Origin of the sequence: Natribaculum luteum (genome assembly GCF_023008545.1) — an archaeon.
Taxonomy (GTDB): Archaea; Halobacteriota; Halobacteria; order Halobacteriales; family Natrialbaceae; genus Natribaculum; species Natribaculum luteum.
Window position 1 is genome coordinate 159,901 of record NZ_CP095397.1, and the last position, 15,508, is coordinate 175,408.

Sequence of the window (15,508 nt, forward strand, 5' to 3'; positions counted from 1 at the left end):
GGCCTCCGTCTGGCTCCTCGTGACGTCAGAGCTGTTCCGCGAGCAACTCGAGTGGATGTCGGGTCTCGACGTCCCGGTCCTCGAGTTGCTGGCTACAGGAGGCGCCGGTCGTGACGACGACGTCCGCCTCGGTGGCGTCGATTTTCGACTCGAGGTCGTCGCCGATCGCCATCGAGAGGTCGTAGTGTTCGACCTCGTAGCCGAACGCGCCGGCCATCCCACAGCAGGTCGCGTCCAGGGGATGGACGTCGTAGCCGGCCTCGCGAAGCAACTCGACGGGCGTGTTGCTCCAGCCTTTCGCCTTCGAGTGGCAGTGTCCGTGGAAGGCGACCGTGGCGTCTCCATCACCTGGTAGCTCGATCTCGCCGCTACGGACACGCTCGGAGAGGAACTCGGTGACCGTCGTCGAGACCTCGGGGACGCCCGCAGTGTCCTCGAGCAAGTCGTCGTACTCACAGATCGCGCTCACGCAGGACGGTTCGACGCCGACGATCGGAACGCCTCGTTCGGCGTAGTCGGAAAGGACGTCGACGTTCTGGCGAGCCTGGCCGCGGGCTTTCTCGACGAGGCCCTGCGAGAGCGGCGCTCTACCACAGCAGGCCACGTCGGGTACTTCGACCGCGTAGCCGAGCGACTCGAGGACGCGGACGGAGGCCTTGCCGACCGCGGGATGGTTGTACCCCATGTAGCAGTCCGCAAAGAGGGCGACGGTTCCCTGCTCGCCGGCGTTGGGATGTGGGTCGTGGTCGGCGAACCACGCCGGGAACGGTTCGGCCGCGAAATCGGGGAGCGTCCGACGGCGGTCGATACCCAGTACCGTCTCGGCGACGAGACGACCCGGACCGAACTCCTTCAGGCGGTTCGCGATGGGCGACAACGTGCTGCCGAGGCGGTTGAGCGTGCGGACGTTTCCGAACAGTCGGGCGCGAAGCGGGACGCCGTCTTTCTCGTACTTCTGATGTTTCGCCTCCATCTTCAGCTTGGCCATGTCGACGCCAGTCGGACACTCGGTTTCGCAGGCCTTGCAGGAGATGCACAGGTCGAGAACCTCCTCCTGGAACCGATCGCTCGTGAGCGTCTCCTCGTCTACGTCGCCGTTTATCGCGGCTCTGAGCATGTTCGCTCGTCCTCGCGTGCTCGCGATCTCGTCGCCGGTTCCACGGTAGGTCGGACACATGACGCCGCCCTCGGTCGTGCGACACTTCGAACAGCCGTTGCACTGCTCGACGAGCGACCCGAATCCCTCTTCGTCGCTGAAGTCGAGTGCCGTCTCGAGGGTCTCCGGGTCGTATCCCTCGTACCGCAGGTTCTCGTCGACTTTCGCGAGGTCGCCGTCCGACGACGGGACGACCTTCGCCGGGTTGAACACGTCGTGTGGGTCGAAAGCACGTTTGACCTCGCGGAACGCCTCGTACAGTTCGTCACCGTACATCTTCGGAATGTGTTCGGAACGAAGTCGTCCGTCGCCGTGTTCCCCCGAGACGGAGCCGCCGACGTCCAGGACGATCTCGTGGACGGCCTCCGAGACCGAACGAAGCCGCTCGCGGTCACGGTCCGTCTTCAGGTTCAGGAACGGCTTGATGTGGAGGACGCCCTGTCCCGCGTGGCCGAAGACGCTCGCCTGGAGGTCATGCTCGCGGAGGACCTCGCCGACGCGCTCGAGATACGTCGGGAGCCGAGCGGGCGGAACCGCCGCGTCCTCGATGAACGACAGCGCCTGTGCGTCACCTGGCCGCCGGTTCAAAAGCGGGTTCGAGGCCTTGCGGATCTTCCAGAGCGTCGCCATCTCCTGGTCGTCGAACGCCCGTTCGACCGCGATCGTCCCGTCCGCCCGAGCGGCCGTCACCACGTCCTCGAGATCGTCCTCCTGGTCGTCGTAGGTGGTCTCGACTTCGATCAGCAGCGCGGCTTCGGCATCTTCGGGCACGAGATCGAACCCCCAGGCGTCCCGAGCGTACCCGAGGACCGCGTCGTCGATGAGTTCGACCGCGCTCGGGTCCGCCTCGAGGACGTCGGTCACGGCACCGGCGGCAGCGATCAGGTCGTCGTAGAACACGAGAGAGACGGCGCGCGTTTCGGGACGCTCGGTGAGCTGCAGCGTCGCTTCGGTGATGACCGCGAGCGTCCCCTCACTCCCGGAGACGAGTCGCGAGAGATCGACCCACGACCCGCCCGGATCGGCGCTGGTCTCGAGGTCGTACCCGCTGGAGTTGCGGTCGACGTCCGGATAGCGCGTGGCGATCTCGTCGGCGTGTTCGCTGGCGATCGTCCGAACCGTCCGGTGGACCTCCCCGACCTGGTCGTCTCGCTCGCAGACTGCCTCGAGGTCCTCGCCCTCCCGCCGGGTGAACTCGGCGACCGAGCCGTCGGCGAGAACACACTCGAGTCGGCGGACGTGGTCGCGGGTCGTCCCGTGTTTGACCGAGTGGGGCCCGGCGGCGTTGTTCGCGATCATCCCACCGACGGTGCACGTACTCGAGGTCGACGGATCGGGGGCGACGTAGAGTCCGTACTGCTCCAGGAAGTCGTTTAGCTCGTCGAGGACGACGCCCGGCTGGACGGTCACGGTCTTCCCGTCGGGGTCGACGTCGACGACGTCGTCCATGTGTCGCGAACAGTCGAGGACGATGCCGTCGCCGACGGCGTTGCCCGTGAGACTCGAGCCCGCACCGCGGGCCGTGACGCTCGTGTCGCGATCACGGGCGAATTCGACGACCCGGCGAACGTCCTCGCGGGTTCTGGGAAAGACGACCCCTGCGGGCCGTTGCTGGTAGATACTCGCGTCCGTCGAGTAAAGCGTGCGGGCAGTCTCCCCGAAGTCTGCCTCGCCGTCGAGTCGTCCGGCGAGCGGGGAGGGTGCTGCCTCCGGCTTGTCGACACTCATTATCGGAGAAGAGGGGATCGAGGTGATTAATCTTCCGCACTCCGTCGTGCGATTCGGAGGCGACACGATCGGCTACTCGCGGTCGCCGAACGCGATCGACCGGACCGAGTCGCGCTCACTCGGTCTCGTCTTCCAGTTCGGCGAAGTGGTCGCGAACCGCTCGTTCGAAGGTGTCGCTCGTCACCCGGTACCGGGTGTATCCGGCCGGCTCGCGTTCGCGGTCGACGGTCAGTATCCGCTCGCCGTCGACGTAGACGCCCCAGGCATCGCGGTACTCGACGCCGACACCCATGAACTTGATTTCGGCGTCGTACTCCGACTGTAACCGCTCGACGACCGGCGGTGTGATGACGTCGTCGGCAAACCGCGGCGGCCGGTAGGGCGGGAGGTCGTGCTCGCGAAACTCCTCGATGGCTTCCGACCACCAGCCAGGGAGTTCGTCGACGTCGACTGCCTCGTAGGGCGTCTCCGAGTCCCGTTCCGGAGGTCGTCCGCCGGGGAGCGCGTCCGTTCGGTCGCTCGATCGTGTCATAGAGTCGTCGTGGCTCTCGAGGGTGTGCTGATACAATCGTCGGGTGTGTATGACGACGGTACCCGACGTAGCGATGCAACTCCTGGTGGCCACGTCCGTCGCCGGTCGAGGTCGCTACCGGCGGGGACGGTGACCATCAGAACTCGACGTAGAGTTCACCGTCGATGACTCGCACGTCGTACGTCGGGAGACGGTACTTGTCACTCGCGAGGTGTTCGCCAGTCGTGATGTCGAACTCCCAGCCGTGCCACGGACAGGAGACGATCTCGTCGTCGCACGCCCAGACCAGCTCGTCGTCCTCGTCGACGTCGATCGTCCCGGTCAGGAGGCCCTCGCAGGCCGGCCCGCCCTGGTGCGTACAGTAGTTCGAGAGCGCGTGGAACTCGCCGTTCGAGTGGAAGAGGGCGATCTCCCGTCCCTCGACGTCGACGACGACTCGCTCACCGTCGTCGACGTCGTCGACCGACGTGACGTGATGGAGGTTATCAGCGGTACCGGTAGACTGTGATTCGTCGTTGGCTGCCATCGTACTAGAACCTGTAAACGTCTTCTGCAGTTTCGCCGTAGATGTTCTTGATCTCGTCGCCGTCGAACTCCGAGCGCAGGATCTTCATCAGCGCGTCGGTGTAGTCGAAGTCGAAATGCGGGTAGTCCGAGGAGAACATCAGGCTGTTTTCCCCTTCGAAGAGACGGACGATCGAGTTGAGGTACTCGGGATCGTCTGCACCCTCGACGGGCTGGCTGGTCACGTAGAACTGGTCCCGGAGGTACTCGCTTGGCTCTTTCTCGAGCATCGGCGCGTCGAACTTCGCTCCCATGTAGTCGTGGTCGAACCGGCGCATGAAGTAGGGGTACCAGCCCAGGCCGGCTTCCTGAATGACGAAGTCGAGGTCGGGGAAGCGGACGGGCACGCCCTGGGTCAGCATGTCCGCCAGGTTCACCTGGTGCATCATGTTGTGGGAGGTGACGTGAACCGGCAGCGCACGATTGAGCGACTGCCACTGCGTCGGGAACCGGGTCATCATCGTCCCGGCCGCGTTGTGCATCTTGATCGGCAGTCCGGCGCGCTCACACGCCTCGTAGAGCGGGTAGTAGTCTTCGTTACCGAGCGGGGGGTGGACCGATCCACTCGGAATCATCACTGCTGCGATGCCCGACTCGTCGGCGAAGTCGTCGACCAGTTCGGCTGCCTTGATCGGTTTCTGTGGCGCGACGACGAGCGCACCGTAGACGCCCTCGTCCGTGTCGACGATGTTGTCGAGGAGCCACTTGTTGTAGGCTCTCGCGAGTGCGGCTGCGAGATCGTCGTGATGGACGGCAGCGAGGTAGAGGTTCTGCGTCGGAGTGGCGATAGCCTTGTCCCACTCGATAAGGTCTTTCCCCTTCTGGACGTCTTCCGAGGTCCGGACAGTGGGCGAATCTGCTTTCCCAACCGTCACCGAGTAAACCATGCCGTGTGCGGGGTAGACGCGGCCCAGGTAGCCGTAGTCGTCTCCCTCACCCTGGCTGTTCAACAGGCTGTAAAACGGGTCCTCGAGGTAAGGGAAGATGTCCGCTTGCCGTTCCGTGAGGTGGAAGTCGGTGTCGACGATGACGTCCAAATCGTCTAGCGAGCGAACCGTATCCGGCTCTGCTGCTTGAGAACTCATCGGTGGGGAGTTGTCGCAATACTAAATAAATCTTCCTATTATCGGACCATATCCAAGAAATACACTATTAGTAGATTTTTGTTCAGATCTATATGGCTGTTTCAAAACGAAGCGATGGCGATGGGAGCGTCCCCTCGAGTGAGAGGCCACCGTCGCTTGCGATCGGAGAGACCAATCGCCAGCGTGAATCTCGCAGTCGTGCATCGATTCTTCTAAATAATAAATGATACGATCGACGGCGGGCAGCCAGCGGTTGCACCGACGGCCAGGCTCTCGAGAATGCCCACGCCCTTTTCGACGCGTGAGAGAGATATTTCGATAATACCGAAATTAGGACGGGGACGGATACGTTCAGGTGACACAATAGATTACAGATATAGCTCTGTAATTACAGCCCGAGCGGAGGAATTGGTGGACTGCTAACACCCTCGGTTGCTGGAATCGTGTACAGTTTGCACCGCCGAATGCCGAGCACGAGCGGCGTTCCCACCGGGAGTCGGTTATCACGGTGCTGTCGATCGATCGTTTCACCCCTGCTTTCGCCATCGTCGAAGAGGTGCGGCGGCAGGTGAGACGGAACTCGTCGGATTCAGTACCAGATCCAGGAGTTTCCACTGTATTCGATCGAGACTTCTCGAGATAGAAAGCGATATATGACGAATGACGCTGTTCTCTCATAGAGATGCCCACTGATCGAGAAGGCGGAGGGGGAATCAAGTCGGTGGAGACCGCGTTCGCCATCATCGAAACACTTCACGACCGACGGCGGGCCCGATTGACGGAACTCGCAGCGGAGATCGACATCGCGAACAGCACCGCCCACGAACACCTTTCGACGCTGCAGGAACACGGGTACGTCATCGAGGAAGACGACGGCTACCGGCTCGGGCTGAAGTTTCTCGATCACGGGACGCAGGCGAAACAGCACTACCAGGACTTCACGCAGGTCGCTCGTCCGGTGTTAGAACAACTCGTCGACGAAACAGACGAGGCCGTAAATCTCGTCGTCGAAGAGCACGGTCGAGCGGTGTACGTCGACCGGCTCACCGGCGATCGCGGCGTACCGACGAACTCCTGGGCGGGACGACGAAAACCGCTTCACGCGCTCGCTTCCGGGAAGGCGATCCTCGCACACCTGTCCGACGATCGGCTAGACGAGATCGTCGACGACCGCGGCCTCCCTGCAGTCACCGACCAGACGCTGACGTCTCGCGAGCAGTTGCAGGCGGAGCTCGAGCGGATCCGGGACCAGGAGATCGCGTTCAACGACCGGGAGTCCCACGAGAGCATCCGCGCGGTCAGCGCGCCTGTCGTGCTCGACGACCGCGTCTACGGAGCGGTCTCCGTCGCCGGCCCTGCCAAGCGTTTGACTGGGTCGTACTTCGAAAACGAGATCCCCGACCTGCTGTTGGGCGCCGTAAACGAGATCGAACTGAAACTCACCTACCAGTGAGGGCTCCCGACGGCTGAGAGCCACTCGAATCTATTTTTCACCACCGAATAAAACTCTATGTGTATTTCTCTATATGTTCCGAGAGATTGGTTTGCATACAGATATATGTTCATAATCACCGGGTAGATTTTACTTTCAATCAACGAGAACAGACATCGTGTCCGAGAGGACCCGTTTCCAGGACGACGAGGCTGTCCGTCCCGTAGCTGGACCAAAAAACCGCTACACAGCGGCTCGAGAGGGATTCGTTCTCGGAATTCGACGGAGAACGAAGGCGGGAATTCTCGTCGGTCGATGGCGACGGCACGGTCGCCTCGTTACCTGCTCGAGGTCGACACATCGTATCGGCTATAGAGATAGTATCGTAATAAATTAGCTAATACCGAAAGACACAATCTCGAGGTTATAAATTTTTACTAAGTTTGTTTTAGCCACTGAGATTCGATACGCGCGTGAACGTTCTCACCCTCGAGAGTAGTTGCTGACCGCTCGACGCGGCGACCGCGAGCAACGAGTCTCGCGATCGGTCCCGCCACGGCGTCGAATTCGCGCACCCGGGCTCTTTTATTTGACTTCGAGGAGTAGTCTGACTGTGACAGACGTGATCACAGCTACGTACAGCAGCGACATCGGTGGAATCGAGAGCGAACCGGCCAGCGGAGGGAACGAACTGGAGCGTACCCCATGGCGCTAGACGTACCCGTTCCGGACCCGCCAGACCTCTCGAATCGGGGAGCCCCGAGCGAGTTCAGGGAAGTCGAGGAGATGGGCAGCGAGGCCGACTTCCGCCGGGAGGAACTCGAGGACGTCTTCCACGATGGTGCCTGGCAGGAAGCGTTCAACGAGTGGGCCGAGTACACCGACCTGTCGGAATCGGAGTTCGACCTCGTCACAGACCTCGGGCTCGTCTATCGGTTCGACTTCTTCTGGGATTCGGCCGACGAACGGCTGCGGTTCGACGCACCGCGCATTCCGGACGACGTCGACGAGGACGAACTCCCCGATGCCGTCGACGCCGACACGGTGACGACGGTCAACCTGGCTCTCGAGGACCTCGGGCAGACGGTGATCGAGACGGTCGTCGATGGCTACCTCGAGTGGGGCGAGGAGGAGCCGTCGGATTACGTGTGGGACGAGGAGACGTTCGGCGAGGGAATCGACCGCGAGGATTGACTGCCGACGTGTCCCCTCGTGGTGTCGCTTGGGTACTAGTGTTTCGTCAAGCCTGAATCGCTGTGCGGAACCGATCGCTGCCGTCCGGTTCCGCGCATCGATCGACGGTTGACGGAATACTAGTACCGTCCCAATCGTGGACAGCTAGGTTATCTCCTCTGGGCGCGTACCTACAGGAATGAGCCGGAAGAAGTACATCGTCGATCTCTCAGACGAAGAACGCACTGAACTCGAAGAGTTCGTTACGAAGGGCACACACCGGGCAGAAGCAATCAACCGCGCAAGGATCCTCCTGAAGGCTGATGACGGGCTCACAGATGAGGCCATCTGTGAGCACGTCGGGTGTTCGGTTGGGACACCCCATCGGACCCGCAAAGCGTACTCCGAGCGAGGGATTGCGGCGATTCATCGCCGCAAACCCGACAGAGACTACACGCCGAAGCTTGACGGTCGTGCTGAAGCACATCTCGTTGCTCTCGCCTGTTCAGACCCACCAGAAGGCCGAACGCGCTGGACGTATGCGCTTCTCGCAGACCGCCTTGTCACGCTTGAGGAGATCGAGTTCGACTCGATCTCCGAGGAAACCGTCCGACAGCGGCTAAAAAAACGACCTGAAGCCACACCGCTCTGAGTACTGGCTTATTCCGCCCAAAGAGAACGCAGAGTTCGTCTATCGGATGGAAACGATCCTTTCGCTCTACGAAGAACCGTACGACGAGGCCCGTCCAGTCATCTGTTTCGACGAGTCCAGCAAAGCACTTCGAAAACACGTCCGCGACCCGCTCCCCGTCACCGGGAGCGGTCGCTCGCCAGATCACCACTACGAACGTAATGGGAAACGAATGCTTCACCTGGCGACTGAACCGTTGACTGGCTGGTGCCGCTTCCATGTGACTGAACGACGGCGGACCTGTGAATGGATCGACTGTATGCAGGCGATTGCCGACGACTACCCGGATGCAGACCGCATCCGGGTAGTCTTGGACAATCACACACAATCCGGCCGCCTTCTATCGGTTCTTCCCGCCCGTGAAAGCACGCGAGTATCTCGATCGGTTCGAGTTCTACTACACGCCCACGCACGGAAGTTGGCTGAATATGGCCGAACTCGTCTGGAGCACGCTCCAGACCCAGTGCCTCAACCGCCGAATTCCGGACGCAGCGACGCTCCAGTCGGAGGTCGCTGCGTGGGAAGCTGAGCGCAATGAGTTGGATGTCACGGTCAACTGGCAATTCACAAACGAGGACGCTCGAACGAAACTACACCGCCTCTATCCGACTGTCGAGGAGGCTGAGGACTAGTCACTTGACGCTTGGGAAGGTACTAGTGGCGTCCCAGGTCTGCACTGCAGGGTCGAATCCGGCGGTGCGGGTCGATTCGACCGTGCAGTCGACGCTCGAGAGGGTACTAGATTGATTAGCCGCCTCGGCGACGGACACGTATGGCGACGTTCGCAAACGAGCGCGAGCTGCTGGCAGAAGTCAGGGATCGACTCGACGGCTGGCTCTACCGTTCCAGAGCGGATGCGTTCTCGGAACTCTTCGACGGTCCCGACGCGAAACTCTCCGACGAAGAAGTGCAGTTGCTCGATCGCCTCGACTCGCGGTGGAGCCGAGAACACGGGCAGGGGCTGTGGGACGCAGACGAATACGCCATCGTCCCGGTCGGGACGATGGACGAGGAGAGCGCGCCACAGGTCGTCTGTACGACACACCCTCGCCTCCCGGAGGAGGGATATCCCGGAGTGGAGACGCTCGACGCGGAAACTCGCGAGAAGCTAAACGACGCGCTGTGGGAGTACGCCGAACGGGTCGTCGACCTCACACAGCAGGAACTCGAGGAGTTCGTCTGGTCTGCGGACGGCGAGACGTGGAGCGAGTGACCGGCCACTGCGACGGGGTGTTATTTGGTGATCGGTGCCGTCACCTCGAGGTAGGACGCAGACCGTCTCGTCCACCGTACCCATGACGTACACACTCGAAATCAGCGACGAACTCAAAGAACGGCTCGACGATCACACGGAGGAGGACGAATCGTACGAGGAGTTCATCTCGGAACTGGTCTCGATATACGAGACCGAAGGTGCATTCCTCCAGGAAGGATACTCGGAGTGACCGCCGCAACGAGTCTAGGCAGCCTGCACGCGGTCCTCGACCTCGAGGAGCTCCTGGTAGCGGTTTCGGATGGTGACCTCGCTTATGTCGGTCACCTCGCTGACGTCTGACTGGGTGACATTCTCGTCGGTACCGAGCGTCGCGGCGTAGACGGCCGCCGCGGCGAGGCCGACGGGACTCTTGCCGACGTGGACGTTCTCCGACTTGCCAGTCCGGAGGAGGTCACGGGCACGCCGCTCGATCTCCTCCGAAAGGTCGATATCAGAGACGAACCGGCCGACGTAGCTCTCGGGGTCGGCGGGCTCGAGCTCGAGGCCGAGTTCGCGGACGATGTAGCGGTAGGTCCGCTTGAACTCCATCTCGTCGACCAGGCTAACCGCGACGACCTCGTCGATGCTACGGGGCGTTCCGGCCTGGCGGGCGGCAGCGTACGTCGCGGCCGAGGCGACGCCCTCGATCGAGCGCCCGGGCAGGAGGTCCTCCTCGAGGGCACGGCGGTAGATCACCGACGCGGTCTCGCGGACCGACTCGCTCAGGCCGAGTGCACTACCCATGCGCTCGATCTCGCCGAGCGCCTGCTTTAAGTTGCGCTCTTTGCTGTCGCGGGTGCGGAAGCGCTCGTTCCAGGTGCGAAGCCGCTGCATCCGCTGGCGCTGGCGGTTCGAGAGCGTCTTGCCGTAGGCGTCTTTGTTCTCCCAGCCGATGTTCGTCGACAGTCCCTCGTCGTGCATCAGTTTCGTCGTGGGAGCGCCGACGCGGCTCTTCTGGTCTTTCTCGGCGGCATCGAACGCGCGCCACTCGGGGCCGCGGTCGATCTCGTCTTCCTCGACGACCAGGCCACACTCCTCACAGATCGTCTCGCCGTGTTCGTCGTCGGTGACGAGCCGGCCGCCACACTCCGGACAGCTGTATTCGGCGTCGCTCTCTCGTTCGTCCGTTCGTTCTGGGGTCGATGCTCGAGTCGTTCCTGCGTTCGATGCGTGCGTTCGCTCGTCGTAGGTTCGGATACGTGCGTCTGCCATGTTCTGTATCACCTGCGGGTGGAGGGCAGGTAGAGAGCGAGGACTACCGGACGGAGAATCCCGAAGAATCCCGGAAGCCGCTCTTGCTAACGTTAGGTTAGGGCGAAAGGTATTTAACTGTTTCGACGGAGGGACGAGTGCAGCTCTGCTCGAGTGCCACTAGTAATCGACGTACTGGGAGGTCCACTCGCGCCGTTCGCGAAGACACTCCTCACCCTCGTCGGTGATCGCGTAGTAATTCGTCCGTCTGTCGAGTTGACCCTTCTCGACGAGGGCCTTGTTCACGAGCGTGTCGAGATTTGGATAGAGCCGCCCGTGATTGATCTCGGAGTCGTAGTACGTCTCGGCTTCGCCTTTGATCTCCTGGCCAGAGGGCTGGTCGGAGCCCGCGATGACGTACAGCAAGTCGCGCTGAAAACCGGTCAGGTCGTCCACGTTTCAATCACACAGACACAACAGTCGGATGATTATTTGTTATTTGACTCGTACAACGAGTTCACTCGGTATAACGATGCGAAACGGTACTGTCACAGACCGTTCGAGGACGAGAACGCAGTAGGACGAGATTACGGTTCCACAGACGGGCGTCCTCCTGCGACGAACGCCGACGCGACCGACGCAGCGGGTGTCACCCGAACTTGCCGGTGATGTAGTCTTCGACGCGCTGGCTCTCGGGGTTCTCGAAGATCCTGGCGGTGTCGCCGAATTCGGCGAGTTCGCCGCCAGTGAGGAACACCGCGGTCTTGTCGGAGATCCGCGCGGCCTGTTGCATGTTGTGCGTGACGATTACGACCGTGTAATCTTCGGCTAACTCCTCGATCAGGTCCTCGATCTGTGAGGTCGCGACGGGGTCGAGCGCCGAGGCCGGTTCGTCCATTAGCAGGACCTCCGGGTCGGGAGCGATCGCTCGCGCGATGCAGAGTCGCTGCTGTTGACCTCCCGACAGTTCGAGGCCCGACTCGTCGAGTCGACCCTCGACCTCGTCGAGCAGGGCCGCACGCTCGAGTGCACGGTGGACTTTCTCGTCGACGTTGTCGGTCTTGCCCTGGACCTCGAGGCCGTAGGCGACGTTGTCGTAGATCGACTTCGGGAACGGGTTCGGCGACTGGAACACCATCCCGATCTTTCGGCGCAGGGCAACCGGGTCGACGTCGTCGTCGTAGACGTTCTTGCCGTCGAACAGCAACTCGCCTTCGACGCGGGCTGCGTCGACGAGATCGTTCATCCGGTTGATACACCGGAGGAACGTCGACTTCCCACAGCCCGACGGGCCGATGACGGCGGTGACGCGCTTTTCGGGAATCTCGATGTCGACGCTCTGGAGCGCCTGTTCGTCGCCGTAGTAGACGTCGAGGTCTCGCGCCTCGAGGATCGCCCGGTCGTCGGTCGGCTGCTCGCCGCTCCAGTCGTCGGTTCTGTCGGTGAGTCCGTCGGTGCCCGGCGTCGGCGTCGCGTTCTGGTCGTCGGTCTGTTCTGTCTCCGAGGAGGTCATAGGCTCTTGTGTCATTGTTCAGTCCGCTGCTGATATCTGTTCCGGATGAGAATCGCGATCGAGTTGATCGCCAGGAAGACCACGAGGAGCGTCACGGCGGCGGCAGCGACGACGCCGTACTGGAACTCCGTTTCAGGGTACTGTGCCCAGGTGTAGATCTGCATGGGCATGGCGCTGATTTTGCTGAACAGGCTGTTGGGAACGCCGAAGACGGTCGTCGGCGCACCGATCATGATCAGGGGGGCGGTCTCGCCGATCGCCCGTCCGAGCGCGAGGATCGTTCCGGTCAGGATCCCCGGCATCGCCCGCGGGAGCACGACGTTCCGGATCGTCTGCCACTTCGTCGCGCCCATCCCGTAGCTCGCCTGCCGCTGGGAGTCTGGAACTGCCCTGATCGCCTCCTGTGAGGTGATGATCACGATCGGCAGGATGAGCAACGAGATGGTAAAGCCCGCCACGAGGAGTGTCCCGAACCCGAGGTTCAGGAGGCCCACGAACAGCCCCAGTCCGAGCAAGCCGTAGACGACCGAGGGGACGCCCGCGAGGTTCGCGATGTTGATCTGGATGAATCGCGTGAGGAGTCCGTCGCTCGCGTACTCTTCTAAGTAGATCGCTGCGCCGACACCAAGCGGGAACGTGATCAGCGCGATCAGGAGCATGAGCGCGATCGACCCGACGAGCGCCGGGAAGATGCCGGCCTCGAAGGGGTTCGGGTGGGGCGGGCTGGTGAGGAACTGCCAGTCGAGCCAGCCGACGGCGTCGGCGGCCACGTTCGCAAGCAACAGGGCCAGCGAAACGATCCCGACGAGCGTCGCGACGAGGGCCACGTACCGAAACGCCACGTCCTTGGTTCGGCTGACTGTGCCGAAGGCCGATTCGCCGTCCGGCTCGTCGCGTCCGGTTTCGACCGACATCAGCGATACACCTCCCTGTACCGCGAGGCAACCCACTCACTCACGAGGTTCATCGCGAACGTGATCACGAACAGCGTCAGTCCGACCGCGAAGAGACCCTTGTAGGCGGTGGACTGGCCGACGACGTCGCTCGCGCCGATCTGAACCATCGCGGCGGTCATCGTCTGGATGGAGTCCAGAAACAGACCGGCCGGATCGGTCAGATCGACCATCCGGGGCGTCTGCCCGGCCGCGATGGCGACGATCATCGTCTCACCGATCGCTCGCGAGAGTGCGAGGATGAACGACGAGAAGATGCCCGACAGCGCCGCCGGCACGACCACGGACGTCGAGACGGTAAACTTCGTCGCGCCCAGTCCGTAACTCGCCTGTCGAAGCGAGTCCGGCACCGCGCTCATCGCGTCCTCGCTGATCGACGAGACCATCGGGATGATCATGATCCCGACCATGATCGACGCCGACAGCGCGTTGAACGTCGACAGCGGCAGGAACGTATCGAGCACCGGCGTGACGTACACCAGCGCGAAGTAGCCGTAGATCACTGTCGGCACGCTGGCGAGCACCTCGAGTGCGGGTTTGAGGTACGCCCGTCGTCGGTCGGAGGCGTATTCGCTGAGGTAGATTGCCGTCAGCAGGCCGATCGGAAGCGCAATCGCCGCGGAGCCGAACGTGACGATCAACGTGCCGGAGATCAGCGGTAATACGCCGAACGCGACGGGTTCGTTCGTCGGACTCCACTTGGTTCCGGTGAGAAACTCGAGCGGGGAGACGGCAGCGAAGAAGTCGACCGCGTCGAGCAACAGCGTCAGGACGATCGCAACAGTCGTGAGAATCGACAGGAACGCACACAGCGCGAACAGGATTCGCATGGCAGTTCCGCGGGCTGATCGAACCCCGTCGCGAGAGAGGTCGGTCGTGCTCATCGTCGGACAGTACACCTCCGGTCGTCGGTGGAACGCGATCGTGGTCGTGGTAGGTCCGTGATCATGACGTTACCTCGTCGATTTCGGCCTCGAGTCGTTCGATGTTCTCGTCTCGCTTGTCTTCCGTGATCGGGACGTAGCCGACCTCGGAGACCAGATCCGTCGCCGCCTGCTCCATGTAGAACCGGACGAAGTCCTGAACTTCGGGTTCCGGCAGCGCCTGGTCGGAGACGTAGACGAAAAGCGGGCGCGACAGCGGCGTGTACTCGCCTTCCATCGCGGTCTCGATCGACGGCTCGACGGGACCGCCGCCGTCGTCGATCGCGACGGCCTTGATCTGATCTGGATTCTCGCTGTAGTAGGCGAAGCCGAAGTACCCGATCGCGTACTGCGAGCCCTGGACGCCCTGAACGATCGTCCGGTCGCGCTCGGTGGCGTGGTAGTCGTTGGTGTGGTTCGCCTCCTCGCCGATGATCGCCTCGTTGAAGTAGTCGAACGTCCCCGACGTCGTGGCCGCGCCGTAGAGTTCGAACTCCTCGTCCGGCCAGTCGTCGTCGATGTCGCTCCAGCGTTCGGCACCGTCGACGCGCCAAATCTCCCGGAGCTGTTCGACAGTCAACGAATCGATCCAGTCGGCCTCGGGGTTGACGACGACCGTGAGCGCGTCGGTCGCGACCGTAAACTCGATGGGCGTGATTCCGTTTTCGCCGCAGTTCTCGAGTTCAACGTCGGCGACCTCTCGGCTGGCGTTGTTGATGTCGGTCATTCCCGGACAGAAGAAGTTCGAGAACCCCCCGCCGGTGCCCGTCTGGCTGACGGAGACGGTCACGTCATCTCGACGCTGCGTGAACGCCGACGCGACTGCTTCGGTTACGGGAAAGACCGTACTACTCCCTGCAATGTTCACCTCTCTGCCCTCCTGGGCGACCGTTCCGACGCACCCGGATAACCCAGCAGCGGCCGCGATGCCCGTCGCGGCCAGAAAATCCCGCCGATTGAGCCCTGACGGCGGGGGACCAGTGGAGTCTTTCGACATCATGGGAAGATGGCCAGAGACGAGATAAGTACCCTACTATGATAGCTATATAGTGGTATGTAGCCACACTTCCCGGGTTGCATACGGGTGAATGAAAACCGAAAATTCGGTTTTCGGAGCCCAAAACCCGAATCTCGAGGGTACATACCGCTCTAGATACCAACAGAGTAGAGCAGGTAGCGACGTTCAGAACCCAATCTTTTCGGGCAGTATATAGAAACCGTTTCGATACCGTCTGGCGACGACGGCGCTGTCCGCGTCGGTCACGACGAACGATCCACGGACGGAAGCGAACGCTATGCATCTCGTCGCTGT

Annotated in this window: 16 protein-coding genes and 1 pseudogene; 7 read left to right on the forward strand and 10 right to left on the reverse strand. The window is 62.0% G+C overall.

Annotation, left to right across the window (positions count from 1 at the left end):
* Nucleotides 1-25: 25 nt before the first annotated feature.
* The 4 genes from MU558_RS00895 to MU558_RS00910 form a co-directional block, all read right to left on the reverse strand.
* Entirely contained in the window at nt 26-2,884 is a 2,859-nt protein-coding gene (locus tag MU558_RS00895; protein WP_246971124.1) for an anaerobic glycerol-3-phosphate dehydrogenase subunit C, read from the reverse strand.
* Nucleotides 2,885-2,999: 115 nt separating this feature from the next.
* On the reverse strand, nt 3,000-3,416 hold the full coding sequence (locus tag MU558_RS00900) for a hypothetical protein (RefSeq protein ID WP_246971125.1): 417 nt from the start codon (nt 3,414-3,416) through the stop codon (nt 3,000-3,002).
* Nucleotides 3,417-3,552: 136 nt separating this feature from the next.
* The gene (locus MU558_RS00905) at nt 3,553-3,942 is read right to left on the reverse strand and encodes a Rieske (2Fe-2S) protein (RefSeq protein WP_246971128.1); all 390 of its coding nucleotides are present in this window, start codon (nt 3,940-3,942) and stop codon (nt 3,553-3,555) included.
* Nucleotides 3,943-3,946: 4 nt separating this feature from the next.
* Nucleotides 3,947-5,065, reverse strand: coding sequence for an amidohydrolase family protein (locus MU558_RS00910; protein ID WP_246971130.1), 1,119 nt, complete (start codon nt 5,063-5,065; stop codon nt 3,947-3,949).
* Nucleotides 5,066-5,747: 682 nt separating this feature from the next.
* Here MU558_RS00910 and MU558_RS00915 point away from each other — a divergent pair.
* The 7 genes and pseudogenes from MU558_RS00915 (at nt 5,748) to MU558_RS00940 (ending at nt 9,806) form a co-directional block, all read left to right on the forward strand.
* On the forward strand, nt 5,748-6,518 hold the full coding sequence (locus tag MU558_RS00915) for an IclR family transcriptional regulator (protein ID WP_246971131.1): 771 nt from the start codon (nt 5,748-5,750) through the stop codon (nt 6,516-6,518).
* A 684-nt stretch (nt 6,519-7,202) separates the two neighbouring features.
* Nucleotides 7,203-7,691, forward strand: coding sequence for a DUF7992 family protein (locus tag MU558_RS00920; protein ID WP_246971133.1), 489 nt, complete (start codon nt 7,203-7,205; stop codon nt 7,689-7,691).
* A gap of 178 nt (nt 7,692-7,869) precedes the next feature.
* A complete protein-coding gene (locus MU558_RS00925; protein WP_246971134.1) occupies nt 7,870-8,322 on the forward strand; it encodes a helix-turn-helix domain-containing protein in 453 nt (150 codons plus the stop codon).
* Between the two features lie 46 nt (nt 8,323-8,368).
* Nucleotides 8,369-8,626: pseudogene (locus MU558_RS23345) on the forward strand (IS630 family transposase); the annotation flags it as partial.
* A gap of 94 nt (nt 8,627-8,720) precedes the next feature.
* The gene (locus MU558_RS00930; RefSeq protein ID WP_246971135.1) at nt 8,721-8,993 is read left to right on the forward strand and encodes a transposase; all 273 of its coding nucleotides are present in this window, start codon (nt 8,721-8,723) and stop codon (nt 8,991-8,993) included.
* Between the two features lie 140 nt (nt 8,994-9,133).
* A complete protein-coding gene (locus MU558_RS00935) occupies nt 9,134-9,574 on the forward strand; it encodes a DUF7539 family protein (protein ID WP_246971136.1) in 441 nt (146 codons plus the stop codon).
* Between the two features lie 82 nt (nt 9,575-9,656).
* Complete coding sequence (locus MU558_RS00940; protein ID WP_246971137.1) at nt 9,657-9,806, forward strand: DUF7557 family protein; 150 nt, start codon at nt 9,657-9,659, stop codon at nt 9,804-9,806.
* 14 nt (nt 9,807-9,820) lie between these two features.
* Here the strand turns inward: MU558_RS00940 and MU558_RS00945 are convergent, their stop codons facing one another.
* The 6 genes from MU558_RS00945 to MU558_RS00970 form a co-directional block, all read right to left on the reverse strand.
* The gene (locus MU558_RS00945; RefSeq protein ID WP_246971139.1) at nt 9,821-10,828 is read right to left on the reverse strand and encodes a transcription initiation factor IIB; all 1,008 of its coding nucleotides are present in this window, start codon (nt 10,826-10,828) and stop codon (nt 9,821-9,823) included.
* A 159-nt stretch (nt 10,829-10,987) separates the two neighbouring features.
* Complete coding sequence (locus MU558_RS00950) at nt 10,988-11,263, reverse strand: PadR family transcriptional regulator (protein WP_246971142.1); 276 nt, start codon at nt 11,261-11,263, stop codon at nt 10,988-10,990.
* A gap of 193 nt (nt 11,264-11,456) precedes the next feature.
* The gene (gene pstB, locus MU558_RS00955; RefSeq protein WP_246971145.1) at nt 11,457-12,335 is read right to left on the reverse strand and encodes a phosphate ABC transporter ATP-binding protein PstB; all 879 of its coding nucleotides are present in this window, start codon (nt 12,333-12,335) and stop codon (nt 11,457-11,459) included.
* Nucleotides 12,332-13,234: a phosphate ABC transporter permease PstA gene (pstA, locus tag MU558_RS00960; RefSeq protein ID WP_246971147.1), complete on the reverse strand. Its 903-nt coding sequence runs from the start codon at nt 13,232-13,234 to the stop codon at nt 12,332-12,334. The genes pstB and pstA overlap by 4 nt, the downstream gene beginning before the upstream one ends.
* Entirely contained in the window at nt 13,234-14,157 is a 924-nt protein-coding gene (pstC, locus tag MU558_RS00965; protein ID WP_246971149.1) for a phosphate ABC transporter permease subunit PstC, read from the reverse strand. The genes pstA and pstC overlap by 1 nt, the downstream gene beginning before the upstream one ends.
* 61 nt (nt 14,158-14,218) lie before the next feature.
* Complete coding sequence (locus MU558_RS00970; RefSeq protein ID WP_246971151.1) at nt 14,219-15,193, reverse strand: PstS family phosphate ABC transporter substrate-binding protein; 975 nt, start codon at nt 15,191-15,193, stop codon at nt 14,219-14,221.
* Nucleotides 15,194-15,508 lie beyond the last annotated feature (315 nt).